General features: G+C 50.2%; 19 protein-coding genes and 1 riboswitch. Of the genes, 16 read left to right on the top strand and 3 right to left on the bottom strand.

Translation table 11 applies throughout. The features are described 5' to 3' along the window. Positions 1-46: 46 nt before the first annotated feature. A riboswitch (glycine riboswitch) is annotated at positions 47-142 on the top strand. A 165-nt stretch (positions 143-307) separates the two neighbouring features. The 12 genes from gcvT (at position 308) to CLV36_RS12620 (ending at position 16036) form a co-directional block, all read left to right on the top strand. Beyond that, positions 308-1402, top strand: a complete 1095-nt coding sequence (gene gcvT / locus CLV36_RS12675) for a glycine cleavage system aminomethyltransferase GcvT (RefSeq protein WP_102992107.1) — start codon at positions 308-310, stop codon at positions 1400-1402. Between the two features lie 38 nt (positions 1403-1440). Then, positions 1441-2787 (top strand): aminomethyl-transferring glycine dehydrogenase subunit GcvPA, encoded by a 1347-nt coding sequence (gene gcvPA, locus CLV36_RS12670; protein ID WP_106342890.1) that lies wholly within the window; start codon positions 1441-1443, stop codon positions 2785-2787. Then, positions 2787-4247: an aminomethyl-transferring glycine dehydrogenase subunit GcvPB gene (gcvPB, locus tag CLV36_RS12665; protein ID WP_022736127.1), complete on the top strand. Its 1461-nt coding sequence runs from the start codon at positions 2787-2789 to the stop codon at positions 4245-4247. The genes gcvPA and gcvPB overlap by 1 nt, the downstream gene beginning before the upstream one ends. A gap of 311 nt (positions 4248-4558) precedes the next feature. Further along, positions 4559-5137, top strand: a complete 579-nt coding sequence (locus CLV36_RS12660; RefSeq protein ID WP_106342889.1) for a chromate transporter — start codon at positions 4559-4561, stop codon at positions 5135-5137. 18 nt (positions 5138-5155) lie between these two features. Further along, positions 5156-5692 carry a chromate transporter gene (locus CLV36_RS12655; protein ID WP_106342888.1) on the top strand — a complete coding sequence of 179 codons (537 nt, stop codon included), beginning with the start codon at positions 5156-5158 and terminating at the stop codon, positions 5690-5692. A 115-nt stretch (positions 5693-5807) separates the two neighbouring features. Continuing rightward, entirely contained in the window at positions 5808-6572 is a 765-nt protein-coding gene (gene fadH / locus CLV36_RS12650) for a 2,4-dienoyl-CoA reductase (protein WP_106342887.1), read from the top strand. 379 nt (positions 6573-6951) lie between these two features. Then, the gene (gene glcT / locus CLV36_RS12645; RefSeq protein ID WP_029071785.1) at positions 6952-7791 is read left to right on the top strand and encodes a glucose PTS transporter transcription antiterminator GlcT; all 840 of its coding nucleotides are present in this window, start codon (positions 6952-6954) and stop codon (positions 7789-7791) included. A 294-nt stretch (positions 7792-8085) separates the two neighbouring features. Next, positions 8086-10014, top strand: coding sequence for a glucose-specific PTS transporter subunit IIBC (ptsG, locus tag CLV36_RS12640; protein WP_102992112.1), 1929 nt, complete (start codon positions 8086-8088; stop codon positions 10012-10014). 220 nt (positions 10015-10234) lie between these two features. Next, positions 10235-11971, top strand: coding sequence for a beta-N-acetylhexosaminidase (gene nagZ, locus CLV36_RS12635; RefSeq protein ID WP_181353023.1), 1737 nt, complete (start codon positions 10235-10237; stop codon positions 11969-11971). Positions 11972-12093: 122 nt separating this feature from the next. Beyond that, the gene (locus CLV36_RS12630) at positions 12094-13080 is read left to right on the top strand and encodes an NAD-dependent epimerase/dehydratase family protein (protein WP_181353021.1); all 987 of its coding nucleotides are present in this window, start codon (positions 12094-12096) and stop codon (positions 13078-13080) included. Between the two features lie 64 nt (positions 13081-13144). Continuing rightward, a complete protein-coding gene (locus CLV36_RS12625; RefSeq protein WP_106342884.1) occupies positions 13145-13957 on the top strand; it encodes a lipoate--protein ligase family protein in 813 nt (270 codons plus the stop codon). Between the two features lie 234 nt (positions 13958-14191). Next, on the top strand, positions 14192-16036 hold the full coding sequence (locus CLV36_RS12620; RefSeq protein ID WP_106342883.1) for a hypothetical protein: 1845 nt from the start codon (positions 14192-14194) through the stop codon (positions 16034-16036). Between the two features lie 57 nt (positions 16037-16093). Here CLV36_RS12620 and CLV36_RS12615 read toward each other — a convergent pair whose 3' ends face one another. Together CLV36_RS12615 and dat are read right to left on the bottom strand one after the other, a co-directional pair. Next, positions 16094-16924, bottom strand: coding sequence for an SDR family oxidoreductase (locus CLV36_RS12615; RefSeq protein WP_106342882.1), 831 nt, complete (start codon positions 16922-16924; stop codon positions 16094-16096). 212 nt (positions 16925-17136) lie between these two features. Further along, positions 17137-17991, bottom strand: a complete 855-nt coding sequence (gene dat / locus CLV36_RS12610) for a D-amino-acid transaminase (RefSeq protein WP_106342881.1) — start codon at positions 17989-17991, stop codon at positions 17137-17139. Positions 17992-18176: 185 nt separating this feature from the next. Here dat and CLV36_RS12605 point away from each other — a divergent pair, with 185 nt between their 5' ends. Next, positions 18177-18908: a metallophosphoesterase gene (locus CLV36_RS12605; RefSeq protein ID WP_181353019.1), complete on the top strand. Its 732-nt coding sequence runs from the start codon at positions 18177-18179 to the stop codon at positions 18906-18908. A gap of 251 nt (positions 18909-19159) precedes the next feature. On the opposite strand, the gene CLV36_RS17970 is transcribed toward CLV36_RS12605, so the two are convergent. Continuing rightward, complete coding sequence (locus tag CLV36_RS17970) at positions 19160-19474, bottom strand: DivIVA domain-containing protein (RefSeq protein ID WP_102992120.1); 315 nt, start codon at positions 19472-19474, stop codon at positions 19160-19162. 265 nt (positions 19475-19739) lie between these two features. On the opposite strand from CLV36_RS17970, the gene CLV36_RS12595 reads away from it, so the two are divergent. The 3 genes from CLV36_RS12595 (at position 19740) to CLV36_RS12585 (ending at position 21866) form a co-directional block, all read left to right on the top strand. After that, complete coding sequence (locus tag CLV36_RS12595; protein ID WP_054095404.1) at positions 19740-20306, top strand: NADPH-dependent FMN reductase; 567 nt, start codon at positions 19740-19742, stop codon at positions 20304-20306. 79 nt (positions 20307-20385) lie between these two features. Next, complete coding sequence (gene mntR / locus CLV36_RS12590) at positions 20386-20823, top strand: transcriptional regulator MntR (RefSeq protein ID WP_054095403.1); 438 nt, start codon at positions 20386-20388, stop codon at positions 20821-20823. Positions 20824-20906: 83 nt separating this feature from the next. Beyond that, positions 20907-21866, top strand: a complete 960-nt coding sequence (locus tag CLV36_RS12585; RefSeq protein WP_106342879.1) for a patatin-like phospholipase family protein — start codon at positions 20907-20909, stop codon at positions 21864-21866. Positions 21867-21920: the final 54 nt, after the last annotated feature.

Here is a 21920-nt window from a genome sequence, read left to right as displayed (position 1 = left end):
GAAATGTGGCACAATGTGGTTGTGATAAGTTCATATTGTTCGGCGGTTGAATGCGGGAGGAGAGACCATGCCATTGGCATGGCGCCGAAGGAGCAAGCCAGTCACAGGTGAATCTCTCAGGCAAAAGGAGGCCCGCTGGACGCCACTCTGGAGAGAGCCCGGTTTTTTCGCGGGCCACCAACGGGGCAACTCCATCCGACGGAATGGAGCAACTCTCAGGTAATCAGGACAGAGAAATCCCGATGCAACTTCATCAAGGGACGTTTCTGTCTTTTTTATATTTGTTGAAGAACGCGAGGTGGAACAGATGTCTGAGTTGAAACGAACGCCGCTTTATGAGACGTACCGCACGGAGGCAAAAATGGTTCCTTTTGGCGGATGGGAAATGCCGGTGCAATTTGTCGGCATCAAGCAAGAACATGAGGCGGTTAGAACAAAAGCAGGCCTGTTTGATGTGTCCCATATGGGCGAAGTGCGGATCAGCGGTTCTGGCGCGCTCCCCTTTATCCAAAAGATAACCACGAATGACGCCAGTCGGTTGCAAATCGGGGATGCGCAATACGCGATCATGTGCTATCCCGATGGAGGCACAGTTGATGACTTGCTTGTGTACCGCACCGGAGAGAATGAGTATCTGCTTGTCATCAACGCATCCAACATCGACAAAGATGTTGCTTGGATGAAAGAGCACCAAACAGACGAAGTTACCATCGAGAACATTTCGGATGACATCGCGCAACTCGCTTTACAAGGCCCGTTGGCGGAGAGCGTCCTGCAAACACTGACGGAGACCGATTTGTCGGAAATCAAATTTTTCAAATTCAAGCAAAATGTGAACATCGCTGGTGTTCCCACGTTGGTATCCCGGACAGGATATACGGGGGAAGATGGGTTTGAGCTGTATTTCGCACGTGCCGAAGCGCCCAAGTTGTGGCGGGAGATTCTTGCCGCCGGCAAGGAGCAGGGCGTATTGCCGTGCGGTTTAGGAGCTCGGGACACCCTCCGCTTTGAAGCGCGCCTCCCTTTGTACGGCCAGGAATTGTCGCCGGAGATTTCACCGCTTGAAGCAGGTCTAGGATTTGCTGTCAAGTTGGATAAAGGGGACTTCATTGGCCGCGATGCGTTGGCGAAACAAAAAGAATTGGGGCTTGCCCGCAAGCTGGTCGGCATCGAAATGATCGACCGCGGAATTCCGCGTAGCCACTATCCGGTCTACGTAGGCGAAGAACGGATCGGTGAAGTGACCACCGGAACGCAATCTCCCACTTTGAAGAAGAATGTCGGTTTGGCTCTTCTGAAGACAGAGTTCACTGACTTGGATCAAGTGGTCGAAGTGGAGATTCGCGGCAAACGCTTAAAAGCGCGCGTGGTGAAAGTGCCTTTCTATAAACGGCCGAAGTGAGCGCCGTACAGCTGAAGATGGTAGGGGGAGAACTGAAGATGAAATTTCGCTATTTGCCGCAGACGGAGCAAGATCGAAAGCAAATGCTGGATACGATTGGCGTAGAGTCTGTTGATGAATTGTTTGCCGAAATCCCTGAAAGTGTGCGCTTTAAAGGGAAAATGAACCTGCCAGCGCCAATGAGCGAACTAACATTGGTGAAGCACATGAATCGTATGGCTGGACGCAACACTTCAATGGATCAGGCAGTTTCGTTTTTGGGGGCAGGCGTGTATGAACATCACATCCCAAGCGTGGTCGGGCATGTCGTATCGCGCTCGGAATTTTACACCGCGTACACCCCGTATCAACCTGAAATCAGCCAAGGGGAATTGCAAGCCATTTTTGAGTTTCAAACCATGATCTGCGAATTGACAGGTATGGATGTGGCGAACTCGTCCATGTACGATGGCCATACGGCGCTCTCGGAAGCAGCGAGCATGGCCGCGGCCACTTCCCGCAAACGGAAAATCGTCATTTCGCAAACCGTGCATCCCGAGGCGCGGCAAATTCTGTTGACCAGTGCCAAGGGGTTGGGTCTGCAAGTTGTCGAAGTGCCGCATCAAGATGGCGTAACTGACTTGGCGGCGCTCTCTGCTGAGGCGGATGAAGAGACGGCGGCGGTGATTGTGCAATCACCCAACTTCTTCGGGAATATTGAAGATTTGGCGCAAGTAGAGCGCATCGCCCACGCTCACAAAGGCCTGTTCATCGTCAGCGCCAATCCTTTGTCGCTCGGACTGTTGAAGCCGCCGGGGCAATACGGCGCCGACATTGTAGTTGGCGATGCGCAGCCATTAGGGATCGCACCGTCCTTCGGGGGACCGCACTGCGGCTATTTTGCGACGACCAAAGCGCTGATGCGCCGCATTCCGGGCCGGATCGTCGGACAGACGGTCGATGAAAACGGAAAGCGCGGGTTTGTGCTTACTTTGCAAGCGCGTGAACAACACATCCGTCGCGACAAAGCGACATCAAACATCTGCTCCAACCAAGCACTGTTGGCCCTAGCAGCATCAGTTTACATGTCAGCGCTGGGGAAACAAGGGATGCAAGACGTGGCGCGCCTCAATCTGCAAAAAGCGCATTATGCCAAAGAGAGACTCAGTCAGGTGGAAGGGATTGAGATCGCATTCAGCCAGCCGTTTTTCAACGAGTTTGTGGTCAAATTGCCTCATCCCGTAAGCGAAGTAAATCGCAAGCTGTTGGAACAAGGCATCATCGGCGGCTACGATCTGGGACGTGATTATCCGGAGCTGGCCAACCATATGCTGATTGCGGTGACGGAAGTGCGGACGAAAGAAGAAATTGACATGTTGGCGAATGGTTTGGAGGGTCTGCTGTGATGAAAACAACCGAAGAAAAAGCACTCATTTTCGAAATGAGCCAGCCAGGACGTGTAGCATACAGCTTACCAGAATCGGATGTGCCAGAAGGGGATTTTTTGCCGCCGGAACTGATGCGGGAAACACCGGCGGAGTTGCCCGAGGTGTCCGAATTGGACTTGATGCGCCATTACACGGAGTTATCCCGTCGCAACCATGGGGTAGACAATGGATTTTATCCGTTGGGTTCCTGCACGATGAAATACAATCCCAAAGTGCATGAAGATGTGGCCCGTTTCCCTGGGTTTGCCAAGATTCATCCGTATCAAGCGGAAGAGACGGTGCAAGGGGCGCTGGAATTGTTGTACGAATTGCAACGGGATTTGGCCGAAATCACAGGCATGGATGCGGTGACGTTGCAATCCGCGGCGGGTGCACAAGGGGAATGGACCGGGTTGATGATGATACGCGCATATCATGAGTCCCGCGGGGAGTCTAAGCGCGACAAAGTTATTGTGCCTGATTCGGCGCATGGAACGAACCCGGCGAGTGCGACGGTGGCAGGTTTTAAAACCATCACCATCCCCTCCAATGAGAAAGGCTTGGTGGATGTAGAGGAATTGAAAAAGGTGTTGGGTGACGATACGGCCGCGTTAATGTTGACCAACCCAAATACCTTGGGCTTGTTTGAAGAAGAGATCAACGTGATCGCGGACTTGGTTCACGAAGCGGGCGGACTGCTGTACTATGATGGAGCCAACGCCAATGCTATTTTGGGAATCGCCCGTCCGGGAGACATGGGATTTGACGTCGTTCACTTAAATCTGCATAAAACGTTTACCACCCCGCACGGTGGAGGCGGCCCAGGAGCTGGACCGGTTGGCGTGAAAAAAGAGCTGTTGCCGTTTTTGCCGAAGCCGATGGTGGCCAAGGCTGAGGATGGTAGCTACTACTTCGATTACGACCTGCCACAATCAATTGGCCGCATCAAAGGGTATTACGGAAACTTCGGCATCTTGGTTCGCGCGTATGCGTATATTCGCACCATGGGGCCTGAGGGGTTGCGGCAAGTGTCCGAAAACGCTGTGATGAACGCCAATTACATGATGCGCCGGTTGGAGCCGTATTATGATCTGCCGTTCAAGCAGCATTGCAAGCATGAGTTTGTGTTGTCGGGCAAAAGACAGAAGAAGTTGGGCGTTCGGACGCTGGATATCGCCAAGCGCTTGCTTGACTTTGGATTCCACCCGCCAACAATCTACTTCCCGCTGATTGTGGAGGAGTGTCTGATGATCGAACCGACTGAGACCGAATCCAAAGAAACGCTGGATCGCTTCATCGACACCATGATCCAAATCGCGAAAGAAGCAGAAGAAACGCCAGAACTGGTTCAGGAGGCGCCGCACCATACTGTGGTTAATCGCTTGGACGAAGTGACTGCGGCCCGCAAACCGGTGTTGCGCTGGTACAAGCAAGATTAAAAACGTGAATGGTTTAAAAGCGGATGGGCAAGGGTTCCCATCCGCTTTTTTTATGGGTGTTAATAAAATTGATAAAAAAATATCCATATTTAAAAATGGGGTTGGCTTGGTATGGTAGACACCTGCGTAAAACGATGCAAGAAAAACGGCGAGTTTTGAGTTGCTAATTCCATTTAATCCTACCTTTTTTCTTGGGTTTAATAGGGGAGGGAGGTAGGTTTTTTTAGGGAGGATCAATGAAATTTTATACCATTGCGGTTGCGAATGTTGTACAATGACTAAAAGGAAATGTTGGGGAAAGGGAGAAACCCATGAAGCAGGGTAGGGGAAAATGGTGGCAACTCTTTCTTTCTTTTTGCAAAGTCAGCCCCGTCACTTTTGGCGGGGGCTTTGCTGTGTTGCCGTTGATTGAAAAAGAGATCCTTCACAGACGCCAGTGGATGGATGAGCGGGAGTTTGGAGAAGCGACCGCCATTGCCCAGTCGATCCCGGGGGCCATTGCGGTGAATGTCGCCATGGTGATCGGCTATCGGCTGGCGGGCATGGTGGGGGTGTTGTGGGCGACGGTGGGCATCGTGTTGCCTGCGTTTGCGATTGTGTTGTTGATGTGTCTCGGGTTTTATCACATTCACACTTGGAATTGGGTAAATGGTGCACTGGAAGGTGTGAAGGCAGCCGTTGTCGCCTTGATCGTCTACGCGGCGATTCGTATGGGCAAGTCGGCGCTTTGTGACAAGTGGACTTGGGTTATCATGGGAGGAGCGGTCGTTGGATTGCTCTTTTTACATGTTCATCCCTTGCTTGTGATGGTGGCAGGGGCACTGACTGGGATGGGTTTTGCCAGTGGGAAACGGGTGCTGGCGGCGCTTAGGCAGAGTGAGAGCGAGTAATGGGAAGGGGATTTCGGCATGCTCATCGAGTTGTTCGTCACTTTTTTTAAGATCGGCTTGTTTTCGTTTGGCGGGGGATACGCCATGATTCCAGTAATTGAACATGAAGTCGGGCTTCATGGTTGGATGGGCACCGGGGATTTTTCAGAGATGATCGTGTTGGCAGGGATGGCACCTGGCTCTCTAGCGATGAACAGCGCGGTGTTTGTCGGCTATCATGTGGGAGGAGTGCTTGGTGCGATCGTTGCCTTGCTAGGCATGGTGTTGCCCTCGTTGATTTTGGTGATGTTGGTTACAGCGTTAATCTTTCGTATGCACAAACACCCGTTGTACAAGTCGGTATTGTATGGATTGAAGCCCATCATCATCGGCCTGAGCGTGTATGCGGCGATTCGGTTTGCGGGTGGTAGCATGTTCGTCGGACAATGGGACGGGCATACCATCAGCCTGATTGTGATCAGCCTGTGCGCGCTTTTGGCCTTGGTGCGGTTTAAACTCCATCCGGTCATGGTGATGGCTCTGTCTGGTGTGGTAGGCGTTTTTCTATATCAATGATTCACTCTTCACTTATAAATAGTGAAGAGTTTTTTTAATTAAATGATGTTAGCGAATTCGTTTTATTATAAAATAATGAATGAGTATTCAATCAATATAAAAGGAGCGTGTCGATATGAAAGGGAAAACAGCGATTGTCACAGGTGGCAGCAATGGAATGGGCAAAGCGATTGCCGCTCGTCTGTGTCAAGAAGGAGCGAACGTCGTAATCACCGCGCGCAATGAAGAGCGCCTGGAGGCGGCACGCCAAGAAATGGAAACGTTTTCAGGACAAGTGTTGGCGGTTCCGATGGATGTGCGGCAGTTGGATCAAGTAGAGGCCACAGTGCAAAAGGCGAAAGAAGTATTTGGTCGGGTGGATTATTTAGTCAACAATGCAGCGGGCAACTTTGTGGTTCCGGCAGAGAAATTGTCTCCCAATGGTTGGAAATCAGTCGTTGACATTGTCCTGCATGGTACGTGGTTTTTCACGCAAACGGTGGCAAAAGATTGGATCGCCAATGGGCAAGCGGGCTCCATTGTCAATATTGTTGCCACTTACGCTTGGACCGGAGCAGCTGGGGTTGTCCACTCCGCCGCAGCCAAAGCGGGGGTATTGGCGATGAGCCAGACGCTTGCAGTGGAATGGGGAAGCAAAGGGATCCGCATCAATTGCATCGCCCCCGGACCGATTGAAAACACAGGCGGTGTAGAAAAATTGATCGCCGATGAGCGTGCGTATGAGGCTGTTAGACGTGCGGTGCCATTGCAACGATTCGGGAAGCCCGAAGAGATCGCTGCACTGGCTAAGTTCTTGTTGTCGGACGAAGCTAGTTATATCAACGGGGACTGCATCACCATGGATGGCGGCATGTGGATGAATGGAAGCCGTTTTTTATAAGACACAGATGTCTGTGTGGGGGAAAGTGCCCCAAACGTCATATTGATCAAGAAGTGGAGACACACATTAAACAGTGCTTAGACCGCTTATATTTGAAGGGAAACAGGTCATGCTAACATTTTGCATGACCTGTTTTATCTAAAGATTCAGGGAGGGATTTCAAAGATTATGAGACTGCAAGCGAGAAACCACGCCCGCTGAGGGGTGTCGCCGTATAAGGGCGGTTGTGATGCTTGAAATGGGAGGTATCCATTTCAAATGTAAATAAAACGATTGCCAGCACATGTCCAGACCAATAATTCGGGATTGATTTCTCACGGCTTTTTATCGTATATTGCTTGTTATCGGATCAGTGCTTGAGAGAGAGGTCGAAGCAAACATGAGTGAGCCATTTCGCATCAAAAAGGTCCTCAATAATAATGTTGTCATCGCGGTGCATCCAGCGTTGCGGGAAGTGGTCTTGATTGGCAAGGGCATCGGGTTCCAAAAAAAAGTGGGCGAACTGATCCAAGAGGAAACCGTGGAAAAATGTTTTGTTCTGCAAGACAAAAAAGAGCAAGAACAATACAAACAGCTGTTATCGCAAGTGGATGAGCGGTTAGTTGAGGTGATGAATGATGTGGTTCTTCATATTCATAAGCGGTTTCAGACACCCCTAAATGAACATATTCATACGGCGCTGATGGATCATATCGGTTTTGCTATCAAACGATTGGAGCAAGGGATTGCGTTCACTAATCCGTTTTTGGTTGAAACCCGCGCGCTGTACGAACGGGAATATGAAGTGGCAGAAGAGATTGTCGACATGATCGAAATGAAGATGGGAATTCGTTTGCCAGAAGCGGAAGCGGGCTTCATCGCCATGCACATTCACAGCGCTTTGACCCGCAGGCGCCTGTCAGAGATCCACCAGTATTCGCGCCTGATCCTCCGGCTTATCCGCATGGTTGAAACGGCACTAAACAAAGAAGTGGATCGCAAAAGCATCTCCTACTTGCGCTTGGTTACCCATCTGCGCTTTGCCATCGAGCGCACTGTGGCAGAGGAAGATATTACCGAACCGGAAGGGTTCACAGAATTGTTGCGTTCACAATATCCGATGTGTTATGATATAGCTTGGAAGCTGTCAAAAGTAATGGAGAGGGAATTGAAGAAAGCGGTTCCCTTAGCTGAAGTGAGTTACCTGACATTACATTTGCAGCGAATTATCAGCAACTGAATAAGGGCTGTTTCAATCCCCGTCCCAATAAAAAGGGTGCGAAACAGCTTTGTGGCTCTTGTTTTCACGTGTTACTGATTCGATCAGGCATGAGTGAAAAAAGGCTGGATGATTAGCTTGTCCAAAGGGATTTGTTCCCTTTTGCAAGCGCTCCCATCTGTCTTTTTTTGCTCATGCCTTATTTATTTTTTGACGGGTTGGGCAAAACAAGAAATGATTGCGTGGAGCGAAAAGTTCTCACGGATTTGCACTTATTCATATTTTGACAAACCATGATAGGGGGAGACGTCTAAGATGTTTAAAAAACTTTTTGGCATCCTGCAACGCGTCGGTAAGTCGCTGATGCTACCGGTAGCCATTTTGCCAGCAGCCGGTTTGCTGCTCGCGATCGGGAATAAATTGCAGATTGGGATTTTGGAAAACGCCGGGGGCATTGTATTTTCCAACCTGGCTTTGATCTTCGCGATCGGGGTGGCGATCGGTCTGTCCAATGGCGAAGGAACTGCTGGTTTGGCAGCCGTTGTCGGTTATCTCATCATGAATACAACCTTGGGTGAGATGGCTAAGCTCAACGGAGTGGAAACGGTAGATGTGTTGGGGATACCAAGCTTGCATATGGGGGTTTTCGGCGGGGTAATTATCGGGATTGTGGCGTCATTGCTATATAACCGATTCCATGATATCGAATTGCCGCAGTACCTCGGCTTCTTTGGCGGCAAGCGTTTTGTGCCGATCATCACGGCAGTGGCCGCCTTCCTGATGGGCTTGTTGTTCTTTTTTGTCTGGCCTCCAATCCAAACGCAGATCGACAAGCTGTCCCATATTGTGACGGCGCAAAATACGGCAGTGGCCGCGTTTATCTTTGGTGTGATCGAACGGGGATTGATTCCTTTTGGTCTGCATCACATTTTCTACAATCCGTTCTGGTATGAATTTGGTACCTGGACCAATGCGGCGGGTGAGATTATCAAGGGCGACCAAACGCGTTTCTTCCAAGGTGACCCGACAGCGGGTACATTTATGTCTGGTAAATTCCCGTTCATGATGTTCGGCTTGCCAGCGGCGGCTTTGGCTATTTACCATACAGCTCGCCCTGAGAAAAAGAAGCTGGTCGGCGGTATCATGGCATCTGCGGCCCTGACTTCGTTTTTGACCGGGATTACCGAACCGCTTGAGTTTTCCTTCTTGTTTGTAGCTCCAGTTTTGTATGCAGTTCACTGCATATTCGCAGGTCTGTCGTTTATGTTGATGGATGTGCTGGGCGTGAAAGCGGGAATGACTTTCTCCGGCGGGATCATCGACTTGATCATGTTCTGGGACATCGACACCAAACCATATCTCATCATTCCAGTCGGTTTGGCGTTTGCAGTCATTTATTACTTTGGCTTCCGGTTTGCCATCAAGAAGTGGAACCTGCGTACACCGGGTCGGGAAGATGATGAGCTGGAACACACCAACGAAACGGCGGCAACGGGCGATTTGGCTGAAAATGTGTTGAAAGCACTGGGTGGTAAAGAAAACCTCTCCAACCTGGATGCCTGCATCACCCGCTTGCGCATTTCGGTTAATGATGTGAAAAAAGTGGACAAGGAACAGTTGAAACAATTGGGAGCATCGGGTGTGCTGGAAATGGGTAACCATTTGCAAATCATCTTTGGCCCCAAATCAGACAACATCAAAGAACAGATGAAGCAATTGATGATGGGTAAGAAACCAACCGCGGCGCCTGTTGAAACGAGCGAGCCGGCGAAAACAGAGGCTACAACGGCGGAGCAAGGCGAGTTTGCGGCTCCGATGACCGGGAAGCTGTTGCCGCTTAGCGAAGTACCAGATCAAGTATTTTCGCAAAAAATGATGGGCGACGGCTTTGCGATTGAACCGACAGAGGGAACAGTGGTTTCCCCAGTGGACGGCGAGATTGTCAACTTGTTCCCAACCAAACACGCTATCGGCATTCGCGCCCATGATGGCCGGGAAGTGCTGATTCATGTGGGGATTGACACAGTGAACTTGGAAGGAAGAGGATTTACCTCCTTTATTGCTGAAGGGGACAAGGTGGAGAAAGGACAAAAACTGCTGGAAGTGGACTTGGCTTACATCAAGGAGCACGCTACCTCGATCATCACACCAGTCATCTTTACCAATTTGCCGGAAGGGGCAGGTGTGAAGCTGAATAAGGCCGAGTGCAAAAGCGGAGACGAAAAGATCCTTGCGATTGAGTAGGTGGCATGGCGCCCCGTAAGGAAAACGTGTTGGCGGGGCCGGTGACAACGGCTTGATTCAAACGTTGTCGCTGGCCCTTTTTTATTAGCCGTAGCGTTTGGTTTTACTTAAAAAATTTGCAATCATCAGTTAATATGGAGTTGACAGGGTTGGTTTGTCATAAGGCGCACCTTTTCCACCCGATATGTCATGTCATTATATCCTGCGAGGAGGAGTTCGGATGGCGAGATCGGCAAGTGGATGGTTATGCTTGGCTCTGGCTTTGGCGGTGGTGTTTCAGACAGGATTTATGCCAGTGAATGATTCCACGGCGCCGACTGGGCAATTGGCGCGTATGACATTGGAAGAAAAAGTGGGACAAATGATCATGGCTGGTTTTTATGGAGAGAAACCGACGGAAGAGGCGCGCAAACTGATACAGCAAGGTCATGTGGGTTCGATCATATTATTCGCTTATACTGGCAATGTGAAGGAACCTCTGCAAACGGCTCGGTTGACCAATGGCTTGCAAGCCATGGCGCAAAAGACACGTCTGGGCCTGCCGCTTCTGATCGCCACCGACCAAGAAGGGGGAGTGGTCGCTCGGCTGACGACAGGAGCGACGGAGTTGCCGGGCAATATGGCGCTGGGGGCTACCCGCAACCCGTCACTGGCTCGCCAGGCTGCTGAAATCACGGCCAAGGAATTGAAAGCGATTGGCATCCAGATGAATTTGGCACCCAATGTGGATGTGAATGTGAATCCGGCCAATCCGGTGATTGGTGTCCGTTCTTACGGCGAGGACCCAAAGCTGGTGGCTGAGTTGGGCGCAGAGCAAATCAAGGGCTTGCAGAAAAATGGCGTGATTGCGACCGCAAAACATTTCCCAGGTCATGGGGATACCCATGTAGACTCGCATTTGGGGTTGCCGGTGATTGATAAAAGTCGGCAGGAGTTGGAACAAGTGGAGTTGGTGCCCTTTAAACGCGCGATCGCCGCAGGAGTGGATGCGATCATGACGGCTCATATCCATGTGCCCGCCCTCGATCCGACCCCCGATCTGCCGGCGACATTGTCTGAGCCCATCCTCACGGGGCTTCTGCGTAAAAAGCTGGGGTATGACGGCTTGATCATCACCGACAGTATGGCTATGGCGGGGGTGGCTGGATATTTTGGCGGGGTGCCTCAAGCGGCGGTAAAAGCGGTACAGGCCGGGGCGGATATCATTTTGCTTACACCGGAGCTGACCACGGAAGAACAGCTGGATGTGCACAAGGCGATTGTGCAAGCGGTGAAACGGGGAGAATTGAGCGAGAAACGGATCAACCAGTCGGTGTTGCGCATTTTGCGCGCCAAATGGAAAGTCGGTGTTTTCACTGATCGCTATGTTCCGTTGCATCAAGTGCCCAAAAAGGTGGGCATTGGCAAGCATCACTCGCGTGCCTTGGCAATGGCTCAGCAAGCGGTCACCCTAGTTAAAAATGATGCCAATCTGTTGCCGCTTCGCTTGGACGAGGGTCAAAAAGTGGGGATTATCAGCCCCTACTCGCTGCTTGAGTATGTCCAACGGCATCACGCTGAGGCCGAAGAGTTGTACCTCAACCAGGTTAACCCCAGTGATGACATGATTCAAGCGGCGGTGGCCATGGCTCGGGATAAGGATGTGCTGTTGGTCGGGACCTACAGTGCCAACTTGTATCCACAGCAAGTCAAATTGGTTCGAGCATTGCAAACACTGAAAAAACCACTCATCGTGATCGGCCTCCGCAATCCTTATGACATCAAAGAATTTCCTGATGTAAATGCTTATCTGAACGCTTACGGATTCCGCAAGGTTTCCTTGCAAGCAGCGGTGGAAACGGTGTTTGGTGCGAATCAACCCCAAGGGAAATTGCCTGTCACCATCCCTGACTTGTATCCATACGGCCATGGTTTGTCTTATTCTCATCCAGCACAAGTATGGCCGCAGGCTAAGTGACAGGAAGAACCTTCGCCACGAAGCGACCCGATTCCAGGCTGCAGCCGATAAAGGCTGTAGCCCGGTTTATGCCATGGTATAGTAGAGAAGTCAAACATGACCGAGAAAGGGGAGTGGCGCGGATGAAGGTGTTGGTAACCGGAGGAACAGGGTTTTTGGGGCGTAATCTCGTCCATTGTCTGTTGGAGGCGGGATTAGAGGTGACTGTGCTACACAGGCGAACCTCTTCTCTGGATGGTTTGCCACCGGGACTATCCTTTGTGGAAGGGGATATCACCTGCCAGGAAAGCATTCGGGGTGTATGTGATGGCATGGACTGGGTTTTTCATGTGGCAGGAGAAGTGGCATGGGGAAAGTGGCACAAACAATCGATGTACCGGATCAATGTGGAAGGGGCCACAAACATCGCCAATGAAGCGTTGAGAAGCGGCGTGAAGCGATTTATCCATACTAGTTCGGCCGCGGCGGTGGGATTGGCGGAGCGAGATGCCATCGATGAATCGTTTGACTTTAACGGTGCGGAGTTGCAAGTAGAATACGCTATCGCCAAACGAGCCGGCGAGGACGCGGTGTTGGCTCTGGTTCAGCAGGGTTTGCCGGCAGTGGTAGTCAATCCGACAGTCATCGTGGGGATGCGGGCAGATGCGGGCGGGTTTGTGGAAGCCGTGTTGCAACGCAAACTTTTTGTTGCCCCGCCGGGTGGAATCAATGTGTGTAATGTTGCGGATGTGGCGCGTGGACACTTGGCCGCGGCGGAAAAAGGGCGCATTGGCGAACGATACATATTGGGTGGAACCAACGTATCCTTGCACGCTTTTCTGCAACAACTGGCTGATTATGGACAAACGGGTTTGACCATTCGCCGTGTTCCGCAAAGCTGGGCGAAATTAGCAGCCATATTGGGAGAGCTCGGGGCAATGGTTACCGGGAAAGATCCGGCCTTTGCATGGGATTTGGCCAAATTGTGTGGACGTAATGTCTATTATTCCTCTGCCAAGGCGGAGCGGGAGTTGGGCTACACAATCACTTCGTTGGCGGAAACGGTTCAGGCATGCGTGGACTGGGTGAAGACGAGCCACCGTGCAGGAGGCAACCAGCCTGCTGTGTGATAGAATACAATTAAATGAAAATAAGTGATGCTTATTGAGATGTCGAGAAAAGGTGTGAAAGGTTATGGATATTTGGCGGTTTCTTCCTTATGAAGCGCATGCGCCAGCGATGAACATGGCGATCGACGAAGCGATTTTGCACTTGCATCGCGAAGGGAAAGTCCCCCCTACCATTCGCTTTTATGGTTGGTCGCAACCCACCTTGTCGATTGGGTATTTTCAAAAAGCACGCAAAGAAATCGATTTTGACAAATTGCAAGACAAAGGATTTGGGTTTGTCAGACGTATGACCGGGGGACGGGCGGTGTTGCATGATCAGGAGTTGACATACAGCGTCATCGTGGAAGAAGCCCATCCCATGATGCCAAAGACGGTCAGCGAGTCGTACCGCGTTATCAGCCAAGGTTTGTTGGCCGGATTCAAGAGGTTGGGATTAGACGCCAGCCTCGCCCCGCCAAAAGGGCGGACAGGGGAAATGTCTTCAGCCTGCTTCGACTCCCCCTCAGACTACGAATTGGTCGTCGGTGGGCGGAAGATCGCTGGCAGTGCGCAAACAAGGCAGAAAGGCATCATTTTGCAACATGGGTCCATTTTGTTGGACATGGATGTAGAAGCCTTGTTTGAGGTGTTGCTTTTTCCGTCGGACCGGGTGAGAGAGAAACTGAAACAGGCTTTCACAGTTAAAGCGGTGGCGATCCGCCAGTTGGCCGATCGGGAAATCGGACTTGAAGAAGTTAAGCAGGCGTTTTTTGAGGGATTTGGGGAAGGCATGGGGATTCAGCTCCAGACCGGGGAACTGACCAACCAGGAAAGGGAGCTTGCCCAGCAGCTCATGACAACGCGTTATGCCGATGATGACTGGAATTTCATGAGATAACTTGCCTTCAGGCGCGAATGCGATTGCACTGCTTGAGTCTATCTTGACATAATGTACATTTATATGTCATAAACCATTGCTGTTGTCTTTTAGTTCTATACTGTTGAATAATTTTCTTCTTGATTTTTCGGTTGCTTATGATAGCATAAAGGTGCTAGTAGCTATATGCTATTATTTTCTAATTCATTCTAACTTTCATCAAATCTATTATCATAAAGGTTAGGGGAAACTAGATTGAAACAGGATACAAATGTGAAGCGACGATTTTATGAAAGATTCCAAGTGGAAGATGTGATCAATTTCTTTTCTGGTCAACTTCTACAGGCGAAATCTTCGGATGGTGCCCAAGTTTTCCTACAAAGCATCAAAATCACCCGCCGTCCTCTTCCAAACGGCTATCAAGAAGCTTTTCGTCGGTTGCAACATCCGTATTTGGCGCCGATCCTTGACCTGATCGAAGAGGAAAACGAACTGTTATTGGTTCACCCGCCGTTTGCTGGAGACCCCTTGCCTTTAACCGTAAATAAAGAGCGGGCAATGGATCCCGAAGTGGCTGTGCGCATTGTGGGGAAATGTTTTAAAACGTTGCGGGATTTGGAGCGGTTACCTCTGCCCCTGAGCGCAACGTTGGATCCGAAGAATATTTTGTTGAACGGACATAAGCCGCTCATTTTGTTCTATTATATGAAGGATCCCAAAACACCACGTTTTGATGAGAAATGGCGCGAGCTCCTTTACTATCTACTTACTGGTCAAGCTCCGATGGGTGGATTGAAGCAATGTGAAGCCGAGCTGGAGCGCAGAAAAATCCCAAGTAGGGTAGCAAAACTAGCGCTGATGAGTTTAGATCGCAAACATCCGTATGCAGATGTGTTGCACGCGGTGGAGAGTTATATCGACGCCAAAGCAGGGAATCAAGGTAGCGGTCTCAGCCGCAAGAACGCGGCGTCGAAAAAGACCAAACGGAAAGGTGTCGTCACCACTGTTACCATTGCGGCCGCTGCATTGGTTTTGGTGACTCTGGCCGTTTCACAATGGAAGCCGGAAGAAAGTTATACGGGATTATTCGAAAATCCGGATAATGCGGTAGGACAGCAAGGTGGAGATCAGATCAACACGGGGGACTCGCTGGTGCAGTCTATCCATTTCTCCAACGACAAAACCCATTTTTCGTTGCCGTACACCTTAACGGGCAATTCCAACTTGCGCGGGGAGTTTGAACTGGCCAAGTTAAACGGGTTTTTCGGATACTTGGAGTCTTCGGACGGGAATGCGCAATACGGGATTCACATCAACAAGCAAGGCTCGATTGAGCTTTACCATACCATGGGCTCCAAAATGACGAAAGTCGGCGTTTCTGGAGATGGATACAAAGTAAGGCCAGGCAAAAAGTACACCTTTGAGATTTTGTACTATCCCAACGAGCCGCTTCGTTTGGCATTCTCAGAAGAAGGGCAGCCGGAAAAATGGATTGCGACGGGCATCACTCCCGTTTCAGGAGAGTTGAAAATGAGGTTCACAGGAAAAGAAGGGGCGGTATTGTACTATCCTGTACCCAACCCAGTGACCGACAAGCAGATGGTTGAACGGGTCTGGATGAATCAGCAGCCGTGGCACCTCGATTTCGGGCAAGCTGTCTTGACACTGGACGACGAACAACGCTCGCGGTTGAGAGTGTTCCCAGCTACTCAGGTGCGCTTGGGCGCCAATGATGCCACTAAATTCTCTTTTGTCCCCAATACAACTGAGGATTTGTTCCAAGTTGACATTCAAACGATTAACAACGCCCGGTACCGGTTGGTGCTGGAGGGGAAAGAGAAAAAGGCAAGCTTGTTCAAGCTGGATGAAAAGATCGAGAAAGTCGCTGAGAAACCGCTGGATGGAGAAGGCGACACCCTTTACACTGTAATGATCAAGCCGTCATTTACCAAGCTGACGATTGACTTGGTGCGCGGGTCCAATAAGACAACTTTGGAGTACACTGACAAATCGCCGATTTTGATCAGAGATGTCACTTTGCAGAATCGCAATGGGTTTGAGTTGGTGGAAGAGAAAGAGAAGATTAACGATACGCAATGAAAGACCGTGACGAAAAGTGCACGGTCTTTTTCTATTGCATCACGAGCACGGTGGAAGTCAAATCGTAAACGGGGGAATTGACCGTCCGTCAATGTCGGTGAACCCGTATTCTTTGGCTAGATCGCCAACCCTCAGCACCTGGCCGCTTTTCTCAATGACGTCTGAATCAGCGCATAACGCGGCGACTGCCCGGCCGATATAATAGGGCGATTCCGTGTTTTTCAGAGCTTCGACTTCTTGCCAATGCTCTTCGTCCGTTTGAAATGCTTTTAACACGAGTTCGGTTCTCATCCACCCGGGTGATACGGCCAACACAGCGATGCCGTCCGCCTTCAATTCGATGGACAGTCCATATGCCATGCGAATCAACGCGTTTTTGGCCAAGTCATAATATAAATGGCCGATGTATTTGTCTTGATCCCAAAAGGTGGTGTGGATGATGATTCCGCTCGTGCCTTCGCGCAATAAGGGAATCGCAAAATGGTTGGCAGCTAGTTGCGCTCGCACACCAGCGGTGAACATATGGTCCCAATGTTGAAGGGATTGTTCCCAAAAGGGTTCGGATGTGATGGGCAGTTGATTTCCGCCCCACACATTGTTGACGAGGATATCCAGACGTCCTTGTTCCCGGTGAATTCGCTCAATCACCGCTTCTGTGTCGGCATCGCGCGTATGATCACATTGGACAGGAATGCCCTTTCCGCCCGTGGCTGTCATGAGAGATATCGTCTCATTGAGGGTTCCGGGCTGATCGGGGCTGTTTTGATCGAGGCTACGGCCTGTGACGTACACGGTCGCCCCCGCTTTCGCCAGTTCCACAGCGATGCCGCGGCCCGCCCCACGACTGCCACCTGTGACAAGTGCCACTTTTTCTGTTAATGGTGCCAACTCATTCAACTCCTTTCCTAATCATGTTCAGTATAAAATGGATATATGACACCTTCTGTCTTATATAGTGCGATCTTTTTTAAACGCCATCCGCACAAAAAAGGCTACCGATTCACGGTAGCCTGTAAGATGAATTGATGGCGGAGTCATCCGCCTTATATGGATTCAGTTCAAAATCCGGCCGTTTCCTTCCATGATCGTACAAAAAGGCATCAAGAGGATGATTCTGCAAGGGTGGTGCGTTTGATTTCATTGACGAATGCTTCTTGAAGTTGTTTGGTCACGGGACCGGGCACGCCTTGGCCTACTGGACGGCCATCGATTTCCACGATAGGACAGATTTCCATGGTGGTGCTACTCAAGAAGACTTCATCCGCCGATTCCAGCGCTTCTTTGGAAAAAGTGGTTTCACTGATCGGGATTTCGCATTCGTCCGCCAATTTGAAAATCACTTGGCGGGTGATTCCGTTCAGGATCAGGTGGTTGGCAGGGTGAGTGTGAAGTGTGCCATCTTTGATGATGAAGATATTTGTGGAGCTTCCTTCGGTAACGATCCCGTCGCGGACGAGAATCGCTTCTTTGGCTCCATGGTCGATGGCCGTCTGTTTGGCCAGCACTGCGCCGAGCAAGTTTAGGCTCTTAATGTCGCAGCGTAGCCAGCGGATATCTTCCGTCGTGACGGCCTTAATGCCGTGGTTCAATTCAGCCAATGGGCGTTTGGCGTGTTGTGTATAGGCGATCACTAGCGGGCGGGCCTGTTCTGGAAATCCGTGATATCGCGGTGCCACGCCGCGGCTCACTTGGATGTATACATTGCCTTCTTCCAAGTGATTTTGCTGGATCAGGTCAAGCAACAGTTGTTTCAAGCGCGTGATGGGATAAGGTAGCGACAGCCGAATTTCTGTGGCGCTACGCTCCAATCGGGCCAGATGTTCATCCATATAAAAAGGGCGTCCATGGTAGACCCGAATCATTTCATACACGCCGTCACCAAATTGGTAAGCCCGGTCTTCAATGTCAATGTCAGTTTCTTCACGGGAAACCAAACGTTCGTCATACAGAATCATATCGCTTCATCCCCTCTTTATGTATCTTTCTTTTAGTTTGCCGGATGGTTCTGAAAAGTACAAGGCTTGACCTTGACTGAAAACTAACTTCGCCCACCTTGCCAAGCGGCGTTTTTTCTGAAACAATGGTGGTAACTTCGGTTTGCCGGTACATAAGCGTCAATATCGATGAGGGATGTGGTAATGTGGCAATATACGCATTAAGTGACTTGCATTTATCATTTAACAAACCGGTTACCCTCTATGATGTCAACCCTGATCAAGATATAGAAAAGCCGATGGATGTGTTTGGCTGGACGCGGCATTATGAGCGGATTCGCGACGGGTGGCTACGCCTGGTCGGTCCGGAAGACACCGTGCTGATTCCCGGGGACATCAGTTGGGCCATGAAATTGGATGTGGCGCGGTACGACTTTGACTGGATCAATCAGTTGCCGGGCTATAAAGTGATGTCGCCGGGCAACCATTGTTATTACGCCCACAGCAAGAAGAAAGTACGAGAGATGTTACCGGAAGGAATGCGGTGGGTAGATGCGGACTATACGTTGGTTGAAGGGCGAGTTGTGGCTGCCACCAGGGGGTGGACGTTGCCAGGGGAGCGTTTTTTTAATGAGGAAGAAGATCGCAAGATCTATGAACGCCAAATCGGCCGGCTACGACTTGCTTTGGAAGCAGCCGCGAAGGAGCAACCTGGGCGAGAGAAGATCGTCATGCTCCATTTTCCGCCGTTGACTGTTTCAGCGAAGGAGTCTGGGTTTATGGAAGTGATGAAAGAGTTTGGGGTGACCTTGTGCGTTTATGGGCATATGCACGGCAAGGCCCGAGAAGAAGCGATCCAAGGGCGGGTGGATGGAATCGACTTGCGGTTGGTCGCTTGCGATGCCATTGATTTTTGTCCAGTCAAGTTGTTTGATTGAGAAGGCGCAGCCCGTGAGCTAAAGAGGTGGTCGTACAAGGAGAGGAGCTCGGCCCCAAATGTGGGGTTCGTGTTTTCGGCCGCTTGTTCGGAATCGGTGCTTCATTGTCCAATGGTAGGCGGCGGGCGGGTCGCGATCAAGCTTGAGGGACCCGCAGACCTTCCATGTTCGGCGCTATCGGTGACTGAACTCCGCCGGCAACCATCAGTCCGGAGTTTGCCCGAAAGCCCGCCTCGCCGATGGGGAGCCGGCTAGCGGTAAAACTGTTGGGAATAGTGATCAGCGCCGTTGGAGCTTCCCTTCAATTGCTCTCGAAGTTGCTCCCGAAGTTGGCGGTTCTCTTCGCGGATTTGTTGCACGTCGTAAAGCAACTGTTGGAGCAATTGCTCGATCTGGTTGTACCGCTCATGCTCATTTAACACGGATTGTGTTTGGATCGTCTTTTCAAACTCTATGTAATCTTTAATGATTTGATCGAGAAAATGATTAACTTCATCCACATCGTAACCGCGCATCGCCCGTTTGAACTCCTTGTTATGAATATCACGTGCCGTCAAGCCAGGCATATCTTTCCCTCCTCTACAATGTCTTTAAATTCAGTATACTCACTCAATTGGGAATGGTAAATACCTAAGCGACATGTCATAGGCATCTTTTCATGAATCTGGGACATTGGATCGGATGCGCAAGGATTGGCTATGGATGATTAGGGGAGGGCAAGATGGAAAACGGTGCTTCGTTTTCCTTAAAGCGCGCTAGCATTGGCAGGGGATATTCGGTATACTGTATCGTGCGACAGAAACGAAAACAGAGAAAGAGGTGGCAGGTGGGATGAAAATCCTGGCAGTCCCTGGAAGTTTGAGTGAACAGTCAACGACGCATATGGCAGTAGCAATTGTGGCCGAAGCGGCCCGTAAGATGGGTGCCGAGGTGGAAGTGTTTGACCTGCGCAAGGATCCGTTGCCGATTTATGATGGGCGAGTGGATGAAGCGTCTTATCCGGAGACCGTTCGGCTGTTCAAACAAAAAATGGCGGAAGCCGATGGATTCATTTTCGCGTCACCTGAATATCATGGCAGCATATCCGGTGTGTTGAAAAACGCATTAGATTTCATTGGAGCGCGTGAATTGGAAGGGAAATGGGTGGCGTTGCTCGGCACGGCCGGAGGTGCGATGGGCGCTACAAACACGCTCAATACGCTTAACACGATCTGCCGCTCACTACACGCGTGGCCATTGCCTTCCATGCCGTCTGTACCGCAAAGTTACATGGCATTCAATTCGGACGGCACATTAAAAGACGAGAAACTGCAGCAACGGCTGGAAGACTTGGGTACCAGTCTGGTGAAGATGATCCAACTGTACGGGGCAGAGCTACGTATCAATACAAAAGGATAGGAGATCAGCATGCTCTATCCGCAAAAATATGATAAACTACTTTTGAATTTCAGTTGCTACATAGATAGGGGGACTTTCGATGCCAACACCAAGCATGGAGGATTATTTGGAAAACATTTATAAATTGATTGAACAAAAGGGTTATGCCAGGGTGTCGGACATCGCAGAAGCATTGGAAGTGCACCCCTCATCTGTAACAAAAATGGTGCAAAAGCTGGATCAGAACAAATATCTGGTCTACGAAAAATATCGGGGTTTGGTTTTAACTTCTAAAGGGAAAAAGATAGGGAAACGCTTGATGGATCGGCACCAATTGCTGGAGGAGTTTTTGCGTTTGATCGGGGTTAGCGAAGACCAGATATACCATGATGTAGAGGGGATCGAGCACCATTTGAGTTGGGATTCGATTACTTGCATTGAGAACCTGGTGCAGTATTTAACGGCTAACAAAGAAATCGTGGACCACTTGCAATCCTTAAAAGAAGCGGATGAACAAGAAGCGGATGAAATGAAATAACCCATGGACTCGTCTCCTTGGGTTTTTTTGCCCTTTATCACATACATTTTTTAACAGAGAGAATTTGAAGAGGAGGGACGCTGATGTGGGCAGACGCCGTTTTTGAAGGCGGTGGGGTGAAAGGGATTGGTTTGGTGGGCGCTTTATCCGTCGCTGAGAGCAAGGGATACAAGTGGAAAAAAGTAGCCGGAACATCGGCGGGGTCGATCATCGCGGCCTTGCTGGCTGCCGGGTACACAGGCAAGGAATTATATGAAATTTTGATGGAGCAGGAATTTTTGCAGTTTTTGGCCCCTTCTTGGTATGATTATATTCCCGTGGTCGGTCCGGCCTTGCGGTTGTGGTTGAAAAAAGGGTTGTATCCGACGACAGAGTTGGAGAAGTGGGTTTCTACTCTGCTCAAGGCCAAAGGAATTCAGACGTTTAAGGATTTGCCTGAGGGTGTGGAGCTTCACGTTATCGCATCGGACATCTCCCGAAGCCAATTGTTGGTGTTGCCGCAGGATTTGAAGCAGTACGGTTATGATCCCGACTCGTTCCCAGTGGCCAAAGCGGTGTGTATGAGCTGTAGCATCCCTTTCTTCTTTGAACCGATCAAATTGATGCATTATCCTACCCGCAAAACATCTTATGTGGTGGATGGAGGAGTGTTAAGCAATTTTCCGGTCTGGTTATTTGACCAAGATAATCCGCGATGGCCTACCTTCGGCTTTTCGCTCTGCGCGGAAGGAGAAGAGCAAATCCATCAGATCGACGGCCCGCTCAGCATGTTCCGTTCGTTGCTCTATACGATGTTGGATGCGCGGGACAACCGGTATGTACAACAGCATGAAGAGATCCGCACCATTCAAGTGCCGATCAGCGGTGTGAAAATGACTGATTTTTCTTTATCCAAGGAAAAGAAAGAGGAATTGTTTATGTCGGGTGTGAAAGCAGCTGAGTTTTTCTTCAACAAATGGAGCTTCGACCAATATCTCAGTGCACGGGGTAAAAGCAAGCAAATCACATACAAGATCAACCCATCCGACCAAGCTGGGGGATAAAGTCCAAAAGTTGGTTTAACATGGTTGTCATTTCATCTTGTTCTCCCGTTTGTG

This window comes from Laceyella sediminis (assembly GCF_003003125.1).
Lineage (GTDB): Bacteria > Bacillota > Bacilli > Thermoactinomycetales > Thermoactinomycetaceae > Laceyella > Laceyella tengchongensis.
The sequence above is the reverse complement of the archived record's forward strand: the minus strand, read 5'-3'. Positions and strand labels throughout refer to the sequence as shown.

What these genes read in the sequence shown, in the direction of transcription:
- CLV36_RS17970 (WP_102992120.1), bottom strand. Translation starts at nt 19,474, where the DNA reads ATGCCTGGCTTGACGGCACGTGATATTCATAACAAGGAGTTCAAACGG.
- mntR (WP_054095403.1), top strand. Translation starts at nt 20,386, where the DNA reads ATGCCAACACCAAGCATGGAGGATTATTTGGAAAACATTTATAAATTG.
- gcvPB (WP_022736127.1), top strand. Translation starts at nt 2,787, where the DNA reads ATGAAAACAACCGAAGAAAAAGCACTCATTTTCGAAATGAGCCAGCCA.
- ptsG (WP_102992112.1), top strand. Translation starts at nt 8,086, where the DNA reads ATGTTTAAAAAACTTTTTGGCATCCTGCAACGCGTCGGTAAGTCGCTG.
- CLV36_RS12585 (WP_106342879.1), top strand. Translation starts at nt 20,907, where the DNA reads ATGTGGGCAGACGCCGTTTTTGAAGGCGGTGGGGTGAAAGGGATTGGT.
- CLV36_RS12595 (WP_054095404.1), top strand. Translation starts at nt 19,740, where the DNA reads ATGAAAATCCTGGCAGTCCCTGGAAGTTTGAGTGAACAGTCAACGACG.
- CLV36_RS12660 (WP_106342889.1), top strand. Translation starts at nt 4,559, where the DNA reads ATGAAGCAGGGTAGGGGAAAATGGTGGCAACTCTTTCTTTCTTTTTGC.
- CLV36_RS12630 (WP_181353021.1), top strand. Translation starts at nt 12,094, where the DNA reads ATGAAGGTGTTGGTAACCGGAGGAACAGGGTTTTTGGGGCGTAATCTC.
- fadH (WP_106342887.1), top strand. Translation starts at nt 5,808, where the DNA reads ATGAAAGGGAAAACAGCGATTGTCACAGGTGGCAGCAATGGAATGGGC.
- CLV36_RS12625 (WP_106342884.1), top strand. Translation starts at nt 13,145, where the DNA reads ATGGATATTTGGCGGTTTCTTCCTTATGAAGCGCATGCGCCAGCGATG.
- gcvT (WP_102992107.1), top strand. Translation starts at nt 308, where the DNA reads ATGTCTGAGTTGAAACGAACGCCGCTTTATGAGACGTACCGCACGGAG.
- nagZ (WP_181353023.1), top strand. Translation starts at nt 10,235, where the DNA reads ATGGCGAGATCGGCAAGTGGATGGTTATGCTTGGCTCTGGCTTTGGCG.
- CLV36_RS12655 (WP_106342888.1), top strand. Translation starts at nt 5,156, where the DNA reads ATGCTCATCGAGTTGTTCGTCACTTTTTTTAAGATCGGCTTGTTTTCG.
- dat (WP_106342881.1), bottom strand. Translation starts at nt 17,991, where the DNA reads ATGATTCTGTATGACGAACGTTTGGTTTCCCGTGAAGAAACTGACATT.
- glcT (WP_029071785.1), top strand. Translation starts at nt 6,952, where the DNA reads ATGAGTGAGCCATTTCGCATCAAAAAGGTCCTCAATAATAATGTTGTC.
- gcvPA (WP_106342890.1), top strand. Translation starts at nt 1,441, where the DNA reads ATGAAATTTCGCTATTTGCCGCAGACGGAGCAAGATCGAAAGCAAATG.